This window comes from Citrobacter sp. Igbk 14, assembly GCF_028069825.1.
GTDB lineage: Bacteria > Pseudomonadota > Gammaproteobacteria > Enterobacterales > Enterobacteriaceae > Citrobacter.
Map to the genome: position 1 here is coordinate 1 of NZ_JANEWM010000015.1, position 22457 is coordinate 22457.

17 protein-coding genes are annotated in these 22457 nt (G+C 51.9%); 3 read left to right on the forward strand and 14 right to left on the reverse strand.

The genetic code is table 11. The annotated features are described in order from the left end of the window. The first annotated feature begins 117 nt into the window (after positions 1-117). Positions 118-480 (forward strand): 6-carboxytetrahydropterin synthase QueD, encoded by a 363-nt coding sequence (gene queD / locus NNN64_RS07985; protein ID WP_041686189.1) that lies wholly within the window; start codon positions 118-120, stop codon positions 478-480. Between the two features lie 97 nt (positions 481-577). On the opposite strand, the gene queE is transcribed toward queD, so the two are convergent. Beyond that, the gene (gene queE / locus NNN64_RS07990; RefSeq protein ID WP_040232204.1) at positions 578-1249 is read right to left on the reverse strand and encodes a 7-carboxy-7-deazaguanine synthase QueE; all 672 of its coding nucleotides are present in this window, start codon (positions 1247-1249) and stop codon (positions 578-580) included. A gap of 429 nt (positions 1250-1678) precedes the next feature. Here queE and NNN64_RS07995 point away from each other — a divergent pair, with 429 nt between their 5' ends. After that, positions 1679-2788, forward strand: coding sequence for an SDR family oxidoreductase (locus tag NNN64_RS07995; RefSeq protein WP_271441038.1), 1110 nt, complete (start codon positions 1679-1681; stop codon positions 2786-2788). A 69-nt stretch (positions 2789-2857) separates the two neighbouring features. On the opposite strand, the gene eno is transcribed toward NNN64_RS07995, so the two are convergent. The 5 genes from eno to rlmD all read right to left on the reverse strand — a co-directional run bounded on the left by eno (position 2858) and on the right by rlmD (position 10601). Continuing rightward, positions 2858-4156: a phosphopyruvate hydratase gene (gene eno, locus NNN64_RS08000; protein WP_202037895.1), complete on the reverse strand. Its 1299-nt coding sequence runs from the start codon at positions 4154-4156 to the stop codon at positions 2858-2860. Between the two features lie 86 nt (positions 4157-4242). Further along, positions 4243-5880 carry a glutamine hydrolyzing CTP synthase gene (pyrG, locus tag NNN64_RS08005; protein ID WP_005130912.1) on the reverse strand — a complete coding sequence of 546 codons (1638 nt, stop codon included), beginning with the start codon at positions 5878-5880 and terminating at the stop codon, positions 4243-4245. A 224-nt stretch (positions 5881-6104) separates the two neighbouring features. Then, the gene (gene mazG, locus NNN64_RS08010) at positions 6105-6896 is read right to left on the reverse strand and encodes a nucleoside triphosphate pyrophosphohydrolase (RefSeq protein WP_271441039.1); all 792 of its coding nucleotides are present in this window, start codon (positions 6894-6896) and stop codon (positions 6105-6107) included. Between the two features lie 71 nt (positions 6897-6967). Beyond that, the gene (relA, locus tag NNN64_RS08015; protein WP_202037893.1) at positions 6968-9202 is read right to left on the reverse strand and encodes a GTP diphosphokinase; all 2235 of its coding nucleotides are present in this window, start codon (positions 9200-9202) and stop codon (positions 6968-6970) included. 100 nt (positions 9203-9302) lie between these two features. Continuing rightward, entirely contained in the window at positions 9303-10601 is a 1299-nt protein-coding gene (gene rlmD, locus NNN64_RS08020) for a 23S rRNA (uracil(1939)-C(5))-methyltransferase RlmD (protein ID WP_271441040.1), read from the reverse strand. A 57-nt stretch (positions 10602-10658) separates the two neighbouring features. Between rlmD and barA the strand changes: the two genes are divergently transcribed. Continuing rightward, a complete protein-coding gene (gene barA, locus NNN64_RS08025; RefSeq protein WP_271441041.1) occupies positions 10659-13415 on the forward strand; it encodes a two-component sensor histidine kinase BarA in 2757 nt (918 codons plus the stop codon). A gap of 640 nt (positions 13416-14055) precedes the next feature. Here the strand turns inward: barA and NNN64_RS08030 are convergent. From NNN64_RS08030 to syd, 8 genes are all read right to left on the reverse strand, one after another. Next, positions 14056-15198 carry a glycerate kinase gene (locus NNN64_RS08030; RefSeq protein ID WP_271441042.1) on the reverse strand — a complete coding sequence of 381 codons (1143 nt, stop codon included), beginning with the start codon at positions 15196-15198 and terminating at the stop codon, positions 14056-14058. Positions 15199-15276: 78 nt separating this feature from the next. After that, positions 15277-16617 carry a glucarate dehydratase gene (gene gudD / locus NNN64_RS08035; protein ID WP_202037889.1) on the reverse strand — a complete coding sequence of 447 codons (1341 nt, stop codon included), beginning with the start codon at positions 16615-16617 and terminating at the stop codon, positions 15277-15279. A gap of 20 nt (positions 16618-16637) precedes the next feature. After that, positions 16638-17978 carry an enolase C-terminal domain-like protein gene (locus NNN64_RS08040; protein WP_271441043.1) on the reverse strand — a complete coding sequence of 447 codons (1341 nt, stop codon included), beginning with the start codon at positions 17976-17978 and terminating at the stop codon, positions 16638-16640. Between the two features lie 2 nt (positions 17979-17980). Beyond that, the gene (gene gudP / locus NNN64_RS08045; protein ID WP_271441044.1) at positions 17981-19333 is read right to left on the reverse strand and encodes a galactarate/glucarate/glycerate transporter GudP; all 1353 of its coding nucleotides are present in this window, start codon (positions 19331-19333) and stop codon (positions 17981-17983) included. Positions 19334-19675: 342 nt separating this feature from the next. Next, positions 19676-20125 (reverse strand): flavodoxin, encoded by a 450-nt coding sequence (locus tag NNN64_RS08050; RefSeq protein WP_271441045.1) that lies wholly within the window; start codon positions 20123-20125, stop codon positions 19676-19678. Positions 20126-20144: 19 nt separating this feature from the next. Continuing rightward, positions 20145-20927 carry a tRNA pseudouridine(65) synthase TruC gene (truC, locus tag NNN64_RS08055; RefSeq protein WP_271441046.1) on the reverse strand — a complete coding sequence of 261 codons (783 nt, stop codon included), beginning with the start codon at positions 20925-20927 and terminating at the stop codon, positions 20145-20147. Further along, on the reverse strand, positions 20927-21256 hold the full coding sequence (locus NNN64_RS08060; protein WP_149692202.1) for a YqcC family protein: 330 nt from the start codon (positions 21254-21256) through the stop codon (positions 20927-20929). The genes truC and NNN64_RS08060 overlap by 1 nt, the downstream gene beginning before the upstream one ends. 635 nt (positions 21257-21891) lie before the next feature. Next, positions 21892-22437 (reverse strand): SecY-interacting protein, encoded by a 546-nt coding sequence (gene syd / locus NNN64_RS08065; RefSeq protein WP_271441047.1) that lies wholly within the window; start codon positions 22435-22437, stop codon positions 21892-21894. Positions 22438-22457 lie beyond the last annotated feature (20 nt).

A 22457-nucleotide genomic window follows, 5' to 3' on the forward strand; every position in this document is an offset into this window, starting at 1 on the left:
TTATCAAATATTAACATCATGAATGAATCGTTCTGATGCTCAGCGCCCTTTTAAATAATGATAAAATTTGCTCTTTACGTTACCCTACGGCGTTTTTTGCATTCTTGAGAGTAAATAATGTCCACCACCTTGTTTAAAGATTTCACCTTCGAAGCCGCTCACCGCCTGCCGCACGTACCGGAAGGACACAAGTGTGGCCGTCTGCATGGTCACTCATTTATGGTGCGTCTTGAAATTACCGGTGAAGTCGATCCACATACCGGTTGGATCATGGATTTCGCCGAGTTAAAAGCGGCGTTCAAGCCAACTTACGACAGGCTTGATCACTACTACCTGAACGATATCCCGGGCCTTGAAAACCCAACCAGCGAAGTATTGTCTCGCTGGATTTGGGAACAGGTAAAACCGGTTGTTCCTCTGCTGAGCGCAGTGATGGTAAAAGAGACCTGCACAGCAGGTTGCGTTTATCGCGGAGAGTGATCCCGACCTTGCCGGATGGCGACGCATCGCGTCTGATTCCGGCCTACCTTATTTACAAGCGTAGGCCGGGCAAGCGATGCGTACCCGGCAAAATTCATCAGGCAATATTCAGGTATTTATGCGTTTGCATCGACAAACGCCAGTTACGCGCAATACAGGTATCAATACACAAACGCGTAGCATCTTCTTTCTGACTGATTGGCTGCAACGCAATAATGCGTGGTTTATCATCGCTCAACGTGGCCAGCAGTTCATCCAGCGCTTCAATATCGCGAACGCGCCCCACCGGATGCTTGATTTCATTGGCTCGTTCCAGCGCCTGTGACAGTACGTCATAGCCACCACGCATATTCACCTTCGGCGATACCGTCACCCAGGTATTCGGCGTACAGCGAACTTCGTGTGTCCCGCTGGTCTCAATCTGGCAGCTAAAGCCGTTTTTTTCCAGTAAGTCAGTGAGTGGCATCAGATCGTGAATGCAGGGTTCACCACCGGTGATCACCACGTGTCGGGCGGTATAGCCCTGACGCTGAATAACAGCCAGCAGATCTTCACTGCTCGCCGCGCCCCATTTATCACTCTCTTTCGTCTTGGCCAGGATGCTATATAAGGAGACTTCCCGATCCTCAAGCTTATCCCAGGTGTGTTTGGTATCGCACCAGGCACAGCCAACCGGGCATCCCTGTAAACGAATAAAAATGGCGGGGACGCCGGTAAAGTAACCCTCACCTTGCAGGGTCTGGAACATCTCGTTAATCGGGTACTGCATAGTCATCTCTGTTTTGGGTTATGAATGCGTATTATTGCAGATTTGCACGCTCAGGTCTTGCCCCCGGCTGCGCTGTCCCCTGAGTTAAAAAATCATGAAACATGATCTCGTGTTTGCGTCTGCAATGATCGAATAGCTGTGATTTAATTTCATAGCTGTTCAGGCAGCGTTTTGATGTAACAAAACATTTTTGATAATAACCTTATAAAAATAGTATAAATATTTTAAAAGTAAAATATTTCAAGCATGTACAAACGGATACATAAAATTATGAATTTATTAGTATCATGCATAGTCAAATTCGATCCGCGGTATTTTTTATATTAAAATAGGCTTAAGAAACCTAATGTTACGCTAATTTTCCATTTAATCTTCGTTTAATTATCCGCGCCTAGAATCCAGTCAACCACCCCTAATGAGACTGCATTCATGAATACACTATTAATTACTGGCACAACCGGTTTTTTGGGCGGAGCCGTTTTAGAAAACATTCTGAATCAGACAAATGGATTTAATCTGTTGCTTTTAGTTCGTGCCGATAATGATGTATCTGCGCTGGAACGGATAAAGGAAAATCTGCGCAAATTTAATATTGCAGAAGAAAAGCTGGCCGCACTTAGCCCGCGGAATATCCTGTTGGGTGATTTGGTAGAACCCGAAGCGTTTCTTAACGACCCGCGTCTGGACCAGGTTACTCATGTCATCAACTGCGCCGCCGTCGCCTCTTTTGGCAACAACCCGCTTATCTGGAAAGTAAATGTCGAAGGAACGCTGAAATTCGCCCGGAGAATGGCCAGTGTCAGCAGCCTGCAGCGCTTTCTTCACGTTGGTACAGCGATGTCATGCTCCCCAGAACCCGATTCACTGGTGGCAGAAAGTGCAGAATTTCGCGAACGTGCTGAGCATCTGGTTGAGTATACGCACTCTAAATCCACGATAGAGCATCTGATGCAACAGGAATGCCCAACATTACCACTGGTTATGGCGCGGCCTTCTATCGTTGTTGGCCACACTCATCATGGCTGCCAACCCTCCAGCAGTATTTTCTGGGTATTCAGCATGGGTCTGATGCTACAAAAATTTATGTGTTCGATGGAAGACCGTATTGACGTGATCCCGGTTGATTACTGCGCCGATGCATTGCTGATGTTACTGAGCAGTCCGCTCGCTCGCGGTGAAGTAGTGCACATCTCAGCAGGAGAAGAAAATAGCGTGAGGTTTGCAGATATTGATAGCGCGATGGCATCTGCGCTGGAACAAGCTCCCGTCGGCAATAAATACGCACAGGTCAGCTATGAAACGCTGGTCCAAATGCGCCGTGAACTGAAGAATATTTTTGGCCCCTGCAACGAACGACTGATGCTTAAAGCCATGCGTCTTTACGGCGCGTTCGCAACGCTGAACGTGCGATTCAGCAATGATAAGCTGCTCAGCATGGGGATGCCGAAGCCGCCGCGTTTTACCGATTACATTGAGCGCTGTGTGCAGACGACACGTGGGCTGACTATTCCACAGCAAATGGCGGTGGACTTTAAATAGGTTGCGATTGTGTAGGCAAAAAAATGCCAGCCCGAAGGCTGGCATTTTTAAATCAGAGAAAGAACAGGATTACGCCTGACCTTTGATCTCTTTACGACCGTTGTACGGAGCGTGTTCACCCAGAGCTTCTTCGATACGAATCAGCTGGTTGTACTTAGCAACACGGTCAGAACGGCTCATAGAACCCGTTTTGATCTGGCCTGCAGCGGTACCAACAGCCAGGTCAGCGATGGTAGCATCTTCAGTTTCGCCAGAACGGTGAGAGATGACAGCAGTGTAGCCAGCGTCTTTCGCCATTTTGATCGCAGCCAGAGTTTCGGTCAGAGAACCGATCTGGTTGAATTTGATCAGGATGGAGTTAACGATGCCTTTTTCGATGCCTTCTTTCAGGATCTTGGTGTTGGTTACGAACAGATCGTCACCAACCAGCTGGATTTTGTCGCCCAGTACTTTTGTCTGGTATGCGAAACCGTCCCAGTCAGACTCGTCCAGACCATCTTCGATGGATACGATCGGGTACTGTTTGGTCAGTTCTTCCAGGAAGTGAGTGAATTCTTCGGAGGTGAACGCTTTGTTGCCTTCGCCAGCCAGAACGTATTTACCGTCTTTGTAGAATTCAGACGCTGCACAGTCCATCGCCAGAGTGATGTCTTTGCCCAGCTCGTAGCCTGCTGCTTTAACCGCTTCAGCGATTACAGCCAGAGCTTCAGCGTTGGAACCCAGGTTCGGCGCGTAGCCACCTTCGTCACCAACTGCAGTGTTCATACCTTTAGCTTTCAGAACTTTAGCCAGGTTGTGGAACACTTCGGAACCCATACGAACGGCTTCTTTCAGGGATTTAGCGCCAACCGGCTGAATCATAAATTCCTGGATGTCGACGTTGTTGTCAGCGTGCTCACCACCGTTGATGATGTTCATCATCGGAACCGGCATGGAGTATTTGCCCGGAGTACCGTTCAGTTCAGCGATGTGTGCATACAGCGGCAGGCCTTTAGCAGCAGCTGCTGCTTTGGCGTTCGCCAGGGACACAGCCAGGATGGCGTTTGCACCGAAGTTGGATTTGTTTTCAGTACCGTCCAGATCGATCATGATCTTGTCGATGCCAGCCTGATCTTTAGCATCTTTACCCAGCAGAGCCTGAGCAATCGGGCCGTTTACAGCTGCAACAGCTTTCAGTACGCCTTTACCCATGAAACGGGATTTGTCGCCATCGCGCAGTTCCAGTGCTTCGCGGGAACCAGTAGAAGCACCTGACGGAGCTGCTGCCATACCAACGAAACCACCTTCCAGGTGTACTTCGGCTTCAACAGTCGGGTTACCACGGGAGTCGATGATTTCACGACCGATGATTTTAACGATTTTGGACATTAGGTTTTCCTCAGTACAAGTTAAACTAAAACTCCAGACAAACAATGCACCCTGATGGGTGCATTGCCGTTCTAACTTTTTACTTCTTACTTCGCCTGACGCTTCTGATGTTCACTGGCGGCTTTCACAAAGCCGGCGAACAGCGGGTGTCCATCACGTGGCGTGGAAGTAAATTCCGGGTGGAACTGACAGGCCACGAACCACGGATGATTCGGTACCTCAATGATCTCGACCAACTGATCATCACCGGAACGGCCTGCAACACGCAGACCCGCAGCTTCAATCTGTTTCAACAGCATATTGTTGACTTCGTAGCGGTGGCGATGACGTTCAACAATTGTCGGCGTACCGTACAGTTGACGAACCAGACTCTCATCGCTCAGCTGACACTGTTGCGCACCAAGACGCATTGTGCCACCCAGATCGCTCTTCTCGGTACGGACTTCAACGTTGCCGTCTTCATCACGCCATTCAGTAATCAGGGCCACCACTGGGTACTTACAGTCTGGCACAAATTCTGTGGAGTTGGCGTTGTCCATTCCCACGACGTTACGAGCAAACTCAATCAACGCAACCTGCATACCCAGGCAAATGCCCAGATAAGGAATATTGTTTTCACGCGCAAAGCGCGCTGTCGCGATTTTCCCTTCAACACCACGGTAGCCGAAGCCGCCTGGGATGAGGATGGCATCAAGACCTTTCAGGATCTCAACACCACGCGTTTCAACATCCTGCGAATCAATCAGCTTGATGTTGACGGTGACACGATTCTTCAAGCCACCGTGCTTCAGCGCTTCGATAACTGACTTATAGGCATCCGGCAGTTCAATGTACTTGCCGACCATACCGATAGTCACTTCGCCTGCCGGATTCGCTTCTTCGTAGATAACCTGTTCCCATTCTGACAGATTCGCTTCCGGACAGTTCAAGCTGAATCGTTTACAAATATAATCGTCAAGACCCTGAGATTTCAACAGGCCCGGAATTTTATAGATGGAATCGACATCTTTCAGAGAAATCACCGCTTTTTCCGGAACGTTACAGAACAATGCAATTTTTGCACGTTCATTAGCCGGAACTGCGCGATCGGAGCGGCAAATCAGGATATCTGGCTGAATACCGATAGAAAGCAGCTCTTTTACAGAGTGCTGAGTCGGTTTGGTTTTGACTTCACCTGCCGCCGCCATATACGGAACCAGCGTCAGATGCATAAACAGCGTGTGCTCACGGCCAATTTCTACAGCCATCTGGCGAATCGCTTCAAGGAACGGCAGAGATTCGATATCCCCAACGGTTCCGCCGATTTCGACCAGAACAACATCATGACCTTCACCGCCTTCCAGAACGCGCTCTTTAATGGCATTCGTGATGTGCGGAATGACCTGAACGGTCGCACCCAGATAGTCACCACGGCGTTCTTTACGCAGAACGTCGGAGTAGATACGACCGGTGGTGAAGTTGTTACGGCGGCTCATTTTGGTGCGGATGAAACGCTCATAGTGACCCAGGTCCAGGTCGGTTTCAGCGCCGTCTTCGGTAACGAACACTTCCCCGTGTTGGATAGGGCTCATAGTACCTGGATCGACGTTGATGTACGGATCCAGTTTCATCATGGTCACATTGAGGCCACGGGCTTCAAGAATGGCTGCGAGGGAGGCTGCGGCAATGCCTTTTCCCAGAGAGGATACGACCCCGCCGGTCACAAAAATATAGTTCGTTGTCATGCTGGACCTGAGAAGTTAGGGTGAAACGATGGAATTACCAAGACGGGAAAGTAGTATACCCGAACATGACGAGCGCCACAAACTTTCATTATTCCTCCTCTTCACCAGGCTCACATTAACATCGGGAGTGAGAAAATAGCCCCTTTGGGGTAAATGTTTTTGACGTAAATCAATCGCTTGTTATTTAAAAAATCACACAAATCGTCCTTGACCGACGAAATCCCTTAGAGATCAATTTCCTGCCGTTTTACCTGTTGCCAGACTTCTTCCATTGTTTCCAGATCAACACCAGTCATTTCCAGACCGCGGGCTGCCACAATTCGCTCAACCTCACGAAAACGGCGCTCGAATTTTTCATTCGCTTTCTGCAATGCCGTCTCTGCTTTTGTCCCTAAATGACGGGCCATATTGACCGTGGCAAACAGCAGGTCGCCCATTTCCTCCTCCAGTTTAGCCTGGTCAACGACAGCCTGCTTCGCCTCGAACATGACTTCGTCAATCTCTTCATAAACTTTGTCGACAACCGGTCCTAAAGTCTTCCAGTCAAAGCCAACATTGGAGCAGCGTTTCTGGATTTTCTGGGCGCGCATTAGCGCCGGTAAACTTCGGGGAATATCGTCCAGCGCGGAATGTTGTGCCTTCCCGGCACGTTCTTCGGTTTTGATCTGTTCCCAGCGGGTCAGCACTTCGCGACTAGTACTGGCAGAAACATCGGCAAATACATGCGGATGCCGACGTTCGAGCTTATCGCTAATCGCAGCGCAGATATCGTTAAAATCGAAGCGCCCTTCTTCCTGCGCCATTTGTGCGTAAAACACCACCTGGAACAACAGATCGCCCAGTTCACCACGCAGATCGTCGAAGTCTTCGCGCGCAATGGCATCAAGTACTTCATAGGTTTCTTCGAGGGTGTAAGGGGCAATCGTGGTGAAAGTCTGCTCTTTGTCCCACGGACAGCCGTTTTCCGGGTCGCGCAGGCGCTGCATAATACCGAGCAGTCGGTCGATTTGATTCATGTGAAAATCCTGGAGATTTGAAGAACTGTAGGCCGAATAAGGCGGCAGCCGACATCCGGCCTACAAAATAATTAATTACCGTGCAAGCGACGCGCGTCGATCACATCCGGCACCTGGTTCAGTTTGCCGAGCACGCGTCCGAGCACCTGCAGGTTGTAGATTTCAATGGTCATATCAATAGTAGCCAACTGTTGTTTGGTATCACTACGGCTGGCAACCCCCAGCACGTTTACTTTCTCGTTAGCAAGAATCGTCGTGATATCACGTAATAAGCCGCTCCGATCATTTGCCTGCACACGGACAACCAGCGAGTACCCTGCCGAGTAGCTTTCACCCCAAACCGCATCAACGATACGTTCTGGGGCATGTGAGCGCAGTTCTGTCAGTTGTTCACAATCAGCCCGGTGCACGGAAATACCACGTCCCTGGGTGATAAACCCGACAATCTCATCGCCAGGGATAGGCTGGCAGCAGCGCGCGATATGGTGCATCAGGTTTCCAACCCCTTCGACCACCACACGGCCATCGTCTTTTCGGCGAGTCTGCGGGGCCTGCGTTTTCTGCTGAAGTTGTTTCAGTGCAGCGGCATCCTGTTCAGCAGCGCTTGGTTTATTAAACTGCGCTTGCAGGAAGTTGACCATCTGGTTGAGGCGGATGTCACCGCCGCCGATCGCCGCCAGCAGCTCTTCCAGCTCATTAAAGCTGTAACGCGGAAGCAGGTGTTTTTCAGCCTCTTTCAGGCTAATACCCAGGTGCGCCAGTTCATCATCGAGGATCTGACGACCAGCCAGGATATTCTTGTCCCGGTCCTGTTTACGGAACCAGGCATGGATCTTAGAGCGCCCCCTGCTGGTCGTCACGTAGCCCAGGTTAGGGTTTAGCCAGTCACGGCTTGGGTTTGGCTGTTTCTGGGTGATAATTTCAATTTGATCGCCCATCTGCAGCTGATAGGTAAACGGTACGATGCGACCGCCAATTTTCGCGCCAATGCAACGATGCCCCACATCACTGTGGATGTGATAAGCAAAATCGAGCGGTGTTGAACCCGCCGGCAAGTCAACGACATCGCCTTTTGGCGTAAAGACGTAAACTCTGTCGTCAAAGACCTGGCTACGCACTTCATCCAGCATTTCACCGGAATCAGCCATCTCTTCCTGCCAGGCTATCAGTTTACGCAGCCACGCGATGCGATCTTCATGACCCGAACGCGCAGCGCCTGAAGCGGTACCTTCTTTGTACTTCCAGTGCGCGGCAACGCCCAGTTCGGCATCTTCGTGCATCTGTTTGGTACGGATCTGGATTTCAATGGTTTTACCGCCTGGCCCCAGCACAACCGTATGGATTGACTGGTAACCATTAGGCTTCGGATTGGCAACGTAGTCATCGAACTCATCAGGCAGATGGCGATAGTGAGTGTGCACGATCCCCAGCGCGGCATAGCAATCCTGTAAACGCTCAGCCACGATACGCACTGCGCGCACATCGAACAGTTCGTCAAAAGCCAACTGCTTCTTCTGCATTTTGCGCCAGATGCTGTAAATATGCTTCGGACGCCCGTACACCTCGGCTTTTACACCTTCGGTTTTCATCTCTGAACGCAGATGCCCAACAAACTCGTCGATATAGTGTTCTCTGTCGATACGACGTTCATGCAGCAGTTTAGCAATGCGTTTGTATTCGGCTGGGTGCAGGTAGCGGAAGCAGTAATCTTCCAGCTCCCATTTTAATTGCCCGATGCCTAATCGGTTAGCCAGCGGGGCATAGATATTGGTGCACTCTTTTGCCGCCAGCACGCGTTCATCTTCCGGCGCGTCTTTCACTTCTCGCAGATGGGCGATACGTTCCGCCAGCTTGATGACCACACAGCGGAAGTCGTCGACCATTGCCAGCAGCATGCGACGAACGTTATCAACCTGCTCGGAAGAGACGGAGTCGGTATGCGTGGCTTTTAGCTGGCGTATTGCCGCCATATCACGCACACCATGGATAAGATTAACGATTGACGAGCCTACGCTCTCGCGCAGGATGTCTTCACTCACCACATTGGCATCCGCCAGAGGGAACAGCATCGCCGCTCGCAGCGTGTCGATATCCATACTCAGCATGGAGAGTATTTCCACCATTTCGACGCCACGCCACAGCAGCAGATCCGCATCCGGATGCCCCTGTGTCTGCTGCAGGCAATACGCCCAGGTTTCGGCTAAGCGTTCACACGACTGCTGGCTGGAGATCCCCAGACTCGCGATCCATTTCTTAGGATCAAACTCACCAGCTTTATTTATATGTGCACTTCTTACCGCAACCATCGTCCTCTCCTTAAGGGGCCTGGCCTGTCGAAGTCGACAAGCCGTACCCATTGTCTTTCACGCTGCGTTACAACCCGAAATCCAATGGGTATAAAATTCATTACAAACGCTCAAACAGGACCATCGATTCCAGATGTCCAGTGTGCGGGAACATATCGAGCATCGCCAGTCGCTGAACGGTATATCCTGCATTGAGTAACGCTTCGCTGTCACGAGCCAGCGTAGCAGGATTACAGGATACATAAACAACGCGGCCAGGGTTTAATTTTATAATATGTTGCATCACGCCGGCAGCCCCCGCACGCGCAGGATCGAGCAATACTTTGTCAAATCCGTTTTTTGCCCATGGTTGTTTGGTGACATCTTCTTCAAGGTTTTCATGAAAGAATGTCACATTGTGTAGTCCGTTATTCCGCGCATTTTCCCGGCCTTTTTCCACCAGCGCAGGGACGCCTTCAACCCCCACAACGCTCGCGGCTCGTACGGCCAACGGTAACGTAAAATTCCCCATACCACAGAACAAATCGAGCACACGGTCCTCTGGCTGCACATCCAGCCATTCCAGCGCACAGGAAACCATTTTTTGGTTTACCCCTTCATTGACCTGGATAAAATCACGCGGGCTGAAGGTTAAACGTAGTCCATTTGAATCATACCAGGGCGATTCTTCTGAATTTGATTCCAGTATCTCGCTTTGCGGAGCCAGAAACAAAGACAGTCCCTGAGAATGCGAAAAGCATTCCAGTTTTTCTTTATCTGCGGTATTCAGTGGCGCAGTGTGGCGCAAAATCATCAGGGTTCCACTTCCAGCCTGCACCAATTCGACATGCCCCAAGTGACGCAGCCCCTGCAGACTCTGCAGGCATGCCCGAATTTCAGGCAGCAGCGCCTCAAGTTGGGGCACCAAAATAGGGCATTGCTTCACATCGATAATGTCGCTGGAGCCGGACTTGCGAAACCCCATCTGCAATTGCTGCTCTTTTGAGCGATAGTTCAGACTTAAACGCGCGCGGCGCCGATAACCCCACGGGGTATCGGCGATAACGTCCGTCACCTCACATTTCATTAAACGCGACAACGCCGCACTTTTGCTACGCTGCTGCAAAGGGATGCTGGCGTGCTGCTGTTGACAGCCACCACAGACCCCAAAATGTGGGCAACGTGGCACTTCGCGTTCCGAACTGTCGTTTAAACGACGTTTGACTTGCGCACGAGCAAACTGTTTTTTATCTTCAGTAATCACCACTTCTGCGCTTTCCTGGGGCAGCAATTCCGGTATAAACAGGGCTTTCCCGTTATGACGAGCAACGCCCTGACCAAAAGAATCAAGGTCATTGACGGTAACGGTTATGATCTGACGCGTCGTCACGCGTCGTTTTGCAGAGTAGAATTGCGCCATCGACGAGATATTTCTCTATTTAACAGTGTGACCCTAATTGTCCCATAACGGAACTCCATGACCAACTACAGCCTGCGCGCACGCATGATGATTCTGATCCTGGCCCCGACCGTCCTGATAGGTTTGCTGCTCAGTATCTTTTTTGTTGTGCATCGCTATAACGACTTGCAGCGTCAACTGGAAGATGCTGGTGCCAGCATCATTGAGCCACTCGCGGTATCCAGCGAATACGGCATGAACTTGCAGAACCGGGAATCCATCGGCCAGCTTATCAGCGTGTTGCATCGTCGCCATTCCGATATTGTGCGGGCAATTTCCGTCTATGACGAAAATAACCGACTGTTCGTCACCTCCAACTTTCATCTTGATCCGTCAGAGATGCAATTGGCTACCGGATCGCCGTTTCCACGAAAGCTGAGCGTAACCCGGCACGGGGATATCATGATCCTGCGTACCCCTATTATATCGGAAAGCTATTCACCGGATGAATCTGCCGTTAGCGATGCGAAGAACACCAAAAATATGCTGGGGTATGTGGCGCTTGAGTTGGACCTCAAGTCCGTGCGATTGCAGCAGTACAAAGAGATCTTTATCTCCAGCGTCATGATGCTGTTTTGTATTGGTATTGCGTTAATTTTCGGCTGGCGTCTGATGCGTGACGTGACCGGCCCAATTCGCAACATGGTGAATACCGTAGACCGAATACGTAGAGGTCAGCTCGATAGCCGCGTGGAAGGTTTCATGTTGGGCGAGCTGGATATGCTGAAGAATGGCATCAACTCGATGGCGATGTCTCTCGCCGCCTACCATGAAGAGATGCAGCACAATATCGATCAGGCGACGTCAGATCTGCGCGAAACGCTGGAGCAGATGGAGATCCAAAACGTTGAGCTGGACCTGGCAAAGAAACGCGCTCAGGAAGCTGCACGTATTAAATCAGAGTTCCTGGCGAACATGTCTCACGAGCTACGTACACCGCTAAACGGTGTCATTGGCTTTACACGTCTGACACTAAAAACCGAGTTAAATACCACTCAGCGCGATCACCTGAATACGATTGAACGCTCTGCCAACAACCTGCTCGCTATCATCAATGATGTGCTCGACTTCTCTAAACTGGAAGCGGGTAAACTGATTCTGGAAAGCATACCTTTCCCGCTGCGCAGTACACTGGATGACGTCGTAACGCTGTTAGCACACTCCTCCCATGACAAAGGGCTGGAGCTAACACTGAATATTAAAAATGACGTTCCGGACAATGTGATTGGCGATCCGCTGCGCTTGCAACAGGTCATTACCAACCTGGTCGGCAATGCCATCAAATTTACCGAGAGTGGCAATATCGACATTCTGGTTGAAAAACGCGCGCTCAGTAACACCAAAGTCCAGATTGAAGTTCAAATCCGCGATACCGGCATTGGCATTCCAGAACGCGATCAGTCACGTCTGTTCCAGGCATTCCGTCAGGCTGATGCCAGCATTTCGCGCCGTCACGGTGGTACCGGACTTGGCCTTGTGATCACGCAAAAACTGGTCAATGAAATGGGCGGGGATATCTCGTTCCATAGCCAACCAAATCGCGGTTCCACCTTCTGGTTCCATATCAGTCTTGATCTCAATCCTAATGTTCTGAGCGATCGCTCAACCACCCGCTGTCTGGCAGGTAAACGACTGGCTTACGTTGAACCAAATGCTACCGCCGCGCAATGTACGTTGGATATCTTGAGTGAAACGCCACTGGAGGTGATTTACAGCCCTTCATTCTCTGCATTACCGGCAGAACACTACGATATCCTGCTACTTGGTGTACCCGTCACATTACGCGAGCCGCTCACCATGCAGCATGAACGGCTGGCAAGCGCAGCCGCGATGACCGATTTCCTGTTGCTGGCGCTGCCTTGCCATGCGCAGATTAACGCTGAAAAATTAAAGCAAGGCGGCGCGGCGGCATGTCTGCTAAAACCGCTCACCTCAACCCGATTGCTACCTGCATTAACCGAGTATTGCCACCTGAACCAAGGGTCAGAGCTCCAGGTGTTAGATGAAAGCAAGATTGCGATGACCGTGATGGCGGTGGACGACAACCCGGCGAACCTGAAGCTTATCGGCGCATTACTTGAAGATAAAGTGCAGCACGTCGAGCTGTGCGACAGCGGGCATCAGGCGGTGGACAGAGCCAAACAAATGCAATTTGATCTGATCCTGATGGATATCCAGATGCCGGACATGGACGGTATTCGTGCCTGCGAACTGATCCATCAGCTTCCACACCAGCAGCAGACACCGGTTATTGCGGTAACGGCACATGCCATGGCAGGACAAAAAGAGAAGTTACTCAGCGCCGGAATGAATGACTACCTGGCTAAGCCGATTGAAGAAGATAAATTGCACAGTTTACTGTTGCGCTATAAGCCCGGTGCCGGCACATCAGCCCGGACTATCGTAGCGGAACCCCCTGAACCCGTGGTCAACCCGAATACGACCCTCGACTGGCAACTGGCGTTGAGACAGGCTGCCGGTAAAAACGATCTGGCGCGGGATATGCTGCAAATGCTGATCGATTTCTTGCCTGAAGTCCGTAACAGAATTGAAGAGCAACTGGTGGGTGAAAACCCTGAAGGGTTGGTGGATTTGATTCATAAACTACACGGCAGCTGCGGTTACAGCGGGGTTCCCCGCATGAAAAACCTGTGCCAGCTTATTGAACAGCAGTTACGTAGCGGGACCAAAGAAGAAGAGCTTGAACCAGAGTTTTTAGAGCTTCTTGATGAGATGGACAACGTCGCGCGGGAAGCAAAACGGATATTGGGGTGATATTCGCCGGAGGCGGCGTAAACGCCTTTTCCAGCCTACAGGTTTTGCTGTTTACCACAGTTCCTATAAGCGTCGCGCATCAGGCACATCGCCGGATGCGGCGTAAACGCCTTATCCGGCCTACAGGTTTCGCTGTATACCACAGGCCCGATAAGCGTCGCGCCATCGGGCACATCGCTGGAGGCGGCGTAACCGCCTTTTCCGGCCTACAGGTTTTGCTGTTTACCACAGGCCCGATAAGCGTCGCGCCATCGGGCACATCGCTGGAGGCGGCGTAACCGCCTTTTCCGGCCTACAGGTTTTGCTGTTTACCGTAGGCCCGATAAGCGCCGCACATCGGGCACATCGCCGGAGGCGGCATCAGCGTCTTTTCCGGCCTACAGGTTTTGCTGTATACCACAGGCCCGATAAGCGTCGCGCCATCGGGCACATCGCCGGAGGCGGCGTAACCGCCTTTTCCGGCCTACAGGTTTTGCTGTTTACCGTAGGCCCGATAAGCGCCGCACATCGGGCACATCGCCGGAGGCGGCGTAACCGCCTTTTCCGGCCTACAGGTTTTGCTGTTTACCACAGATCCGATAAGCGCCGCGCATCGGGCACATCGCCGGAGGCGGCGTCAGCGCCTTTTCCGGCCAACAACTCAGCGTAATTGCTGCCCTGCTTTAAGCGTTGCGGCCACGTTTCGTGCTGTCATCCGCACATTTTCACTCGCATTATCCAGCGCCTCATCCAGCGTGCAAATGGTATAAATCACGCTAAAAACGGCATCAATTCCATGCTCATGTACCACACCAACATCTGGCGTCAGGCTGCCTGCAATACCAATGACAGGCTTATTATATCGCTTTGCAACGTTCGCTACGCCAACCGGGACTTTGCCATGGATCGTCTGACTGTCAATACGCCCTTCCCCGGTCACAACTAAATCTGCATCCGCAACGCAGTCATCAAGGTGTAACGCATCCGTCACGATCTCGATACCACGGCGTAGCTGCGCGCCGCAAAACGCATACAGTGCAGCCCCCATGCCGCCAGCCGCGCCACCGCCCGCCAGTTCCAGCACGTTAACGTCCAGATCGCGGGCAATCAGTTGCGCATAGTGCGTCAGCGCATTATCCAGACGGGTAATCATCTCTGGCGTTGCCCCTTTTTGCGGACCAAATACTGCAGAAGCGCCCTCTTTACCGGTCAGCGGATTCGTGACATCGCAGGCCACTTCAATACGACAGGTAGCAAGGCGCTTATCTAACGCTGAAATATCTATCCTGGTGAGCGATTCCAGGCCGATCCCGCCTTGTGCAATCTGGTTATTCTGCGCATCCAGCAATTTGGCGCCCAGAGCCTGCACCATACCGGCACCACCATCATTAGTCGCGCTACCGCCAATCCCAATGATGATATGTTCTACACCCGCATTCAGCGCATGGCGAATCAACTCTCCGGTCCCCCATGAGGTGGTTTTCAGCGGGTCGCGCAACCCTGTCGGAACCCGCTCTAATCCACTGGCAGCCGCCATCTCGATAAACGCTGAGCGCTCATCTCCCGATAACCCATAAAATGCCCGTACCTTACTTCCCAGGGGACCCGTAACATCAACATGCACAAGGTGGCCCGCCGTAGCGGCAACCATCGCCTCAACCGTTCCTTCACCACCATCAGCGACCGGTATCTTTACGTAATCCGCATCAGGCCAGATCTCACGAAAACCCTGCTCAATGGCAGTTGCCACCTCAAGCGCACTCAAACTCTCTTTATAAGAATCCGGTGCAATTACTATTTTCATAAGCCGTCCTTACGCATGTTGATTCTGTTAATCATACACCTGGAGATGTGCCGGTTCCTGTCAGAACCGGCATAACGCTTAGCGCACCATGCATGGGCGTTTATTATCAAAGGTCCAGTTCGGGATCAGGTACTGCATTCCCATCGCGTCATCACGCGCCCCCAGGCCGTGCTGCTGGTACAGCTCGTGTGCTTTCATCACCTGATCCATATCCAGTTCTACACCCAGACCCGGCTTCGCTGGCACCTGTACCATGCCGCCTTTAATGTCGAACGGCTCTTTGGTCAGGCGTTGGTTACCTTCCTGCCAGATCCAGTGGGTATCAATGGCCGTAATTTTACCCGGTGCCGCTGCCGCGACATGAGTGAACATCGCCAGCGAAATATCAAAGTGGTTGTTAGAGTGTGAGCCCCAGGTAAGGCCAAACTCATGACACATCTGCGCCACGCGAACAGACCCCTGCATAGTCCAGAAATGCGGGTCAGCCAGCGGAATATCCACAGACTGCAACGACAGCGTGTGCCCCATCTGACGCCAGTCGGTAGCGATCATATTGGTCGCCGTCGGCAGGCCCGTAGCGCGGCGGAATTCCGCCATCACTTCACGCCCAGAGAACCCCTGCTCCGCGCCGCATGGATCTTCAGCATAAGCCAGCGATCCTTTCAGATACTTACCGATCTTGATCGCTTCATTCAACGACCAGGCGCCGTTGGGATCGAGCGTTACGCGGGCCTGTGGGAAACGCTTCGCCAACGCGACGATAGATTCCGCTTCCTCTTCCCCTGCCAGCACGCCACCTTTCAGTTTAAAGTCGTTAAAACCATATTTCTCATACGCTGCTTCAGCCAGGCGCACTACCGCATCCGGGGTCATGGCCTCTTCATGACGCAGGCGATACCAGTCGCACTTCTCATCCGGCTGACTCTGATACGGCAGCGGCGTCGCTTTACGGTTGCCGACGAAGAACAGATACCCCAACATTTCCACTTCGCTACGCTGCTGACCATCACCCAACAGAGACGCGACATTCACCCCCAGGTGCTGGCCTAACAGATCCAACATTGCCGCTTCGATCCCGGTAACCACATGAATAGTGGTACGTAAATCGAAGGTCTGCAAACCACGCCCACCGGCATCCCGATCGGCAAAGGTATTGCGTACCGTATTCAGTACGTTTTTGTATTCACCTAACGTTTTGCCCACCACCAGCGGAATCGCATCTTCCAGAGTCTGACGAATTTTCTCGCCGCCGGGAATTTCGCCCACTCCGGTATGACCGGAATTATCTTTGATAATCACAATATTACGCGTGAAGAACGGGGCATGTGCGCCGCTCAGGTTCATCAGCATGCTGTCGTGGCCCGCAACCGGGATCACCTGCATAGCGGTCACTACTGGGGTAGAAAATTGTGCGCTCATTATCGTGTCCTTATTCAAAATCAGTGACGGCCGAAAACGGGACGTTTACGGTCAAAAGTCCATCCGGGGATCAGATACTGCATCGGTACTGCGTCATTACGCGCACCGCCGGGCAATGCCTTATAGGCTTCATGCGCTTTCTGCACCTGATCCCAGTCCAGTTCCACACCCAGACCGGGTGCATCTGGAACCGCAATTTTTCCGTTCTTTATTTCCAGCGGATTCTTCGTCAGACGGCAATCGCCCTCCTGCCAAATCCAGTGTGTGTCGATGGCTGTCGGATTGCCCGGCGCTGCCGCACCGACGTGAGTAAACATTGCCAGCGAAATATCAAAGTGGTTATTGGAATGGCATCCCCAGGTCAGGCCCCAGTCATCGCACAACTGTGCCACGCGCACTGCACCAGAAAGCGTCCAGAAGTGCGGATCGGCCAGCGGAATATCGACAGCATTCAGCATTACCGCGTGGCCCATTTCGCGCCAGTTGGTAGCAATCATGTTGGTCGCCACCGGCAAACCGGTCGCGCGGCGGAACTCAGTCATCACTTCACGCCCGGAAAATCCCTGTTCAGCGCCGCACGGATCTTCGGCGTAGGTCAGAACATCATTTAGCCCTTTGCACAAGGCGATCGCTTCATCCAGTAGCCAGGCACCGTTAGGGTCTACCGTAATACGTGCCTCCGGGAAGCATGCTTTCAGCGCACGGGCGGTTTCAATTTCTTGCTCACCCGGCAACACACCGCCCTTCAGTTTGAAATCTTTAAAGCCATAACGATCCTGTGACGCCTGCGCCAGACGCACCACCGCATCGCTGGTCATCGCTTGCTGGTGACGTAAGTGATACCACTCATGTTTACCCGGCGTACTTTCCAGATACGGCAGATCGGTTTTGGTGCGATCGCCTACATAGAACAGATAACCGAGCACGGTCACTGCATCACGCTGCTTACCCGGACCTAACAGCTCGCAGACCGGTACATTCAGCGCTTTGCCCAGCAGATCCAGCAGCGCGGCTTCCAGCGCCGCCACCGCATTGACGCGCAGCTCAAATGTCCAGGCGCCATTGCCGAAGGTATCAAAGTCAGCAGCCTGATTGCCTTTATGCACCTGCTGGACCACCTTATTCAGGCGGGCCACTTCCTGGCCTAACACCTGCGGAATAGCGTCCACCAGCGTTTGATAGATCACTTCTCCGCCCGGCGCTTCACCCACACCGGTGTGTCCGGCGTTATCAGTAAGGACCACGATATTGCGGGTAAACCAGGCATTATGCGCGCCACCAATATTGAGCAGCATACTGTCATGACCAGCCACCGGAATGACTTTCATGTCGGTAATAACGGGACTCGATTGTGTTGTCATCATCATTGTCCTGCGACAGGTTTCAGTTCGATACGTTTAATATCGCCGACCAGCACCAGATAGCTCACCACGGCAATCAGCGCATGCACTCCAACGTAAATCAAGGCACCATTAAACGACCCCGTCGTGCCCACAATGTAGCCGATAGCAATCGGTGTCACGATGCCGGAGATATTACCGAACATGTTGAACAGACCGCCGCTCAGGCCGCTAATCTCTTTAGGAGCCGTGTCCGCCATTACCGCCCAGCCCAGTGCACCAATACCTTTACCGAAGAAGGCCAGCGCCATAAAGCCGATAATCATCCATTCAACGTTGACGTAGTTACAGAACACCATCACCATTGACAGCAACATACCCAACACGATTGGCGTTTTACGGGCGATATTCAGCGAACCGGTGCGACGCATCAGCCAGTCGGAAATAATGCCGCCGAGCACGCCACCTGCGAATCCGCAAATAGCCGGGACCGACGCCACAAATCCCGCTTTCAGAATCGACATACCGCGCGCCTGTACCAGATAGACCGGGAACCAGGTGATAAAGAAGTAGGTCAGCGCGTTAATACAGTACTGGCCGATGTAGATACCGATCATCATGCGGGAACCCAACAACTGCTTGATTTGTCCCCATTTCACGCTGAACGGAACTTTAGCTTTAGCTGCTGCCTGATCCATGTTGATCAGTGCGCCACCTTCGGCAATGTAGTCCAGCTCTTTTTGGTTTACACCCGGATGCTGGTTGGGTTCGTGAATCACTTTCAGCCAGACAAAGCTGATGATGATCCCGAGTCCACCCATAAAGAAGAATACGTGTGACCAGCCCACTTCGTGGGTCAGCCAACCCATGATTGGCGCGAAGATAACAGTGGCGAAGTATTGCGCGGAGTTAAAAATTGCCACCGCGGTCCCCCTCTCCTGCGCCGGGAACCAGGCCGCAACAATACGACTGTTGCCAGGGAACGAGGGTGACTCAGCTAAGCCCACGAGGAAACGCAAGGTAAACAGTGCGACGATGATTCCGAAGCCGCTAAAGATATCGACGAAGCCTTGCAGCAAGGTAAACATGGACCAGATAAAGATGGACCAGAAATAAACGCGCTTTGAACCAAAGCGGTCAAGCAACCAGCCGCCGGGGATCTGGCCGATAACATAGGCCCATGAAAAAGCAGAAAATACATACCCCATCCCGACCGCATCCAGACCAATGTCTTTGGCCATTTCTGAACCGGCAATGGATAAAGTGGCGCGATCGCCGTAGTTGAAGGATGTGACGATAAACAACATCACCACTATCCAGTAGCGAGCGTTAGTGCGTTTTTCCGCGCTGCTCGCCGCCTGACTTAATGAACTCATTGTTGCACTCCTGAATCTTGGCTTTCGCCAGTTCATTCTGTACAGCACCTGTAGGGTGATCAGAATGAGAGGTTAGTGTGTGGCAGTTTTGGTACAGCTCGGGGCCGTTTTATTCTGACTCGCTGCCTTTCCGGGAACTGACGGGAAAAGTATATGAAGGAGTGCCTCTTTCCCTCACCGTGCAGGAACACAACATTAGAGAGGCAGTGAGAAGTTGTTTGGGGCATAAGCCCAAAGCAGTGGAAGTTAGTTCACGTAATTGGGGTTTTATTGCCGGGTGGCGGCTTCGCCTGACCCGGCCTACGGTTCAAATGGGGGTTGCATGCCCGTGCGGGCGAGAGGTTATTTAAGCAAGGTTCCCCAGTTTTCTACCCAGGGATTAGATTCGCTTTCCGGTTCCGGATGTTCACCGGCATCAATCAGCAACATCTCACCCACACGCTGGGCGCTCTGTTCTTGCAAAAGCGCATCAAACTGCTTACCGCCGCCGCAGAAATTGGCATATGAACTGTCACCGAGCGCAATAATGCCGTAGTGAACGTCAGGCTGGTAACCCAGTTGGTCTTTAATTCCCTGAAACAGCGGCACGATGCTGTCCGGCAGATCACCTTGTCCCGTCGTCGACGTTACGACCAGGATGTACTTGTCTTTGTATTTTTCCCAGTCAGCCAGTTCCGGATCTTCATAAACCGTGGCTTTATGCCCCTGATTTGCGAGGATAGCTTCGGCCTCTTCGGCAACCAGCAGCGCGTTTCCATACATTGTGCCGACAAAAATACCAATTTCCGCCATAACCTTTATCTCCAAGGACTTAAGAATCTGTCTGCTCATCCTGACCTGACAACCCGCTGAACTCAACCCTTTCATTCTCAGGGAGAAGCCCACACCAGCCAAACTGTGATAGCGCTTGCATCCAGACGTTATCCAACCCGGCACGAATAACCAGTGGTTCACCGGTGAAGGGGTGCGTAAGTTCAAGCTGGCTGGCATGCAGCATCAGGCGCTGGCAGCCAAAATGCTCTGCGGCGCTGCGGTTTTGTCGCAAATCACCGTGCTTACTATCGCCAATAATCGGATGACGCAAATGTGCCAGGTGACGTCTGAGCTGATGTTTACGGCCAGTTTTAGGATCCAGCTCCACCAGCCCGTAACGGGTGGTTGGATAGCGACCGGTTGCCACGGGCATTTCTACCGTAGCCAGCCCGCGATAGTGGGTTACTGCAGGCTGTGGGCCTTTGTCGTCACGGGCAAATTTATCGGCAATCTTGTCCAGCTCTTCCACCAACGGATAATCCAGCACGGCGTCGTCCATCAGCCAGCCGCGCACAATGGCATGGTAGCGTTTTTGGATTTGATGCTGCTCAAACTGCTGTGCCAGCCGTCGTCCGGCCTCGCTGGACAGCCCCATCAACAGCACACCGGATGTTGGTCTGTCGAGTCGGTGGGCGGTAAAAACGTGCTGGCCAATCTGGTCACGCACGGTTTGCATTACCACCACTTTCTCATCGCGGTCGAGCCAGCTACGATGAACCAGCCAGCCCGAAGGTTTGTTGACTGCAACCAGCCATTGATCTTGATAGAGAATTTCCAGCATCAGGCGTCATCACGGGTAAATAGCGCATCCAGATCCTGCAATGCAATCAGGATCACATCGCGCTGCGGATGATCGGCTGCCAGCGCCATTTCATAATATGGCGCAATAGCGAACGCTTCCGGAAGTGGCTGCGCATTATCAAGTAGCGCATGCATGCGGGGAATCAACACCCACTGCAGCCATTCAACTGGCTCCATGGTATCCATACAAAAAGGCTGCGTGCTGGAAAACAGATGCGCTTCTGGCTCATCCATCCGCCAGTGATTATGTTCACGCAGCAGTGCTTCAAGCGCATGCAACTGCTCGCGCACACGGTCATGAGTCGTCATGAAATTAACCTCAATGATGAAAAATCTGGCGCGAAGAATAGCACTAGTAGAAGGGAAATAAAAAAAAGGGAGCACTGTAAAAACAGTGCTCCCGGTTCGTTTCGCAGCATTCCAGCTACTTTTGGTGCTCCCTGCTCATCCGTGACAACTTTTCCTGTGGTCTTGCGACCTCGTTCATCCTGAACATTTGCATCCTGCTCACACCGCCCCCGATGTGAAAACTTCATCCTGAAGTGTCCCTGGCCATCCTGACCCGCCGAACATCCTGACCGGCTCTCGTTCTCCATCCTGGAGGTGTCCTTTAACGCGTCCCGCGTTTTCCTCTTTGCTTCATCCTGAAACCTGTCCTTGCAGCACCGTCCTGGTGTGTCCTGCCGAAGTGTCATCATCCTGATGTTCACTTCGTTGTGCGACTCCTTGTCGACGGAGATAGAATCGCCTGTTTCGCATTGTCTTACAAGACACTTACAGACATACCCTAATGATTATTTTCGTATGAAAGTTGACAATAAAACATTAACCGATTGAATTATAAATATTTAATATTATATCGGCTGATGAAGTCTTTACTGATCACCTGGCAATCTCCTACAGGGTTTGTAAGAGATCTCTCACACGCCCTAGGGCAAACTGGATTACAGAACAGGCTTAAGTTGAGTAAGAAATTCCGCAAGTGAGGCCGCCAGAACCGTTCGTTTACGGGTTCCCAGCGTTTCCTTGCAGACTTCCCCAGACAAGTTGCACACTGAAATAACATCAAGTTCATTGTCCAGTGTGGCAATAAAAAGCGTAGGAGAGAGCTTAAGGCGTTTTTGCGTAACCAGGTGGCCGATCAGGTTTTCCTGTACGCGTCTGAAGTCATCTTCAGACCAGGTTTGCAGAAGAGTAAGTTTTTCGTCTGCAAATTGTGCGTGCATGTCCCCGGCAAACTGGGTGGTATAAAACGCATGAACAGCGGGTTGTACCACAATATCAAAGGCGCGTTCAACCGCGTTTACATTCGGCTCGCCCACAAAAGGCTGCGGTTGCCAGTACACCGCATCGTTCGTGGAGGAGATGATGCACGGAGACGGTACGCCATACAGCTCTTCACTCAGCGGCCAGCTGCTGTTTTTTTCATGCCATGCATCGCAATAACGCGTCGTAAAGGCTGTCAACGCCTGTGCGGTCAATTCGTCCACTGATTTCTCTCTTCACAAAA

Bases quoted from the DNA above. Each gene is read 5' to 3' on its own strand.
- queD (WP_041686189.1), top strand. From the start codon at position 118: ATGTCCACCACCTTGTTTAAAGATTTCACCTTCGAAGCCGCTCACCGC.
- queE (WP_040232204.1), bottom strand. From the start codon at position 1,249: ATGCAGTACCCGATTAACGAGATGTTCCAGACCCTGCAAGGTGAGGGT.
- NNN64_RS07995 (WP_271441038.1), top strand. From the start codon at position 1,679: ATGAATACACTATTAATTACTGGCACAACCGGTTTTTTGGGCGGAGCC.
- eno (WP_202037895.1), bottom strand. From the start codon at position 4,156: ATGTCCAAAATCGTTAAAATCATCGGTCGTGAAATCATCGACTCCCGT.
- pyrG (WP_005130912.1), bottom strand. From the start codon at position 5,880: ATGACAACGAACTATATTTTTGTGACCGGCGGGGTCGTATCCTCTCTG.
- mazG (WP_271441039.1), bottom strand. From the start codon at position 6,896: ATGAATCAAATCGACCGACTGCTCGGTATTATGCAGCGCCTGCGCGAC.
- relA (WP_202037893.1), bottom strand. From the start codon at position 9,202: ATGGTTGCGGTAAGAAGTGCACATATAAATAAAGCTGGTGAGTTTGAT.
- rlmD (WP_271441040.1), bottom strand. From the start codon at position 10,601: ATGGCGCAATTCTACTCTGCAAAACGACGCGTGACGACGCGTCAGATC.
- barA (WP_271441041.1), top strand. From the start codon at position 10,659: ATGACCAACTACAGCCTGCGCGCACGCATGATGATTCTGATCCTGGCC.
- NNN64_RS08030 (WP_271441042.1), bottom strand. From the start codon at position 15,198: ATGAAAATAGTAATTGCACCGGATTCTTATAAAGAGAGTTTGAGTGCG.
- gudD (WP_202037889.1), bottom strand. From the start codon at position 16,617: ATGAGCGCACAATTTTCTACCCCAGTAGTGACCGCTATGCAGGTGATC.
- NNN64_RS08040 (WP_271441043.1), bottom strand. From the start codon at position 17,978: ATGACAACACAATCGAGTCCCGTTATTACCGACATGAAAGTCATTCCG.
- gudP (WP_271441044.1), bottom strand. From the start codon at position 19,333: ATGAGTTCATTAAGTCAGGCGGCGAGCAGCGCGGAAAAACGCACTAAC.
- NNN64_RS08050 (WP_271441045.1), bottom strand. From the start codon at position 20,125: ATGGCGGAAATTGGTATTTTTGTCGGCACAATGTATGGAAACGCGCTG.
- truC (WP_271441046.1), bottom strand. From the start codon at position 20,927: ATGCTGGAAATTCTCTATCAAGATCAATGGCTGGTTGCAGTCAACAAA.
- NNN64_RS08060 (WP_149692202.1), bottom strand. From the start codon at position 21,256: ATGACGACTCATGACCGTGTGCGCGAGCAGTTGCATGCGCTTGAAGCA.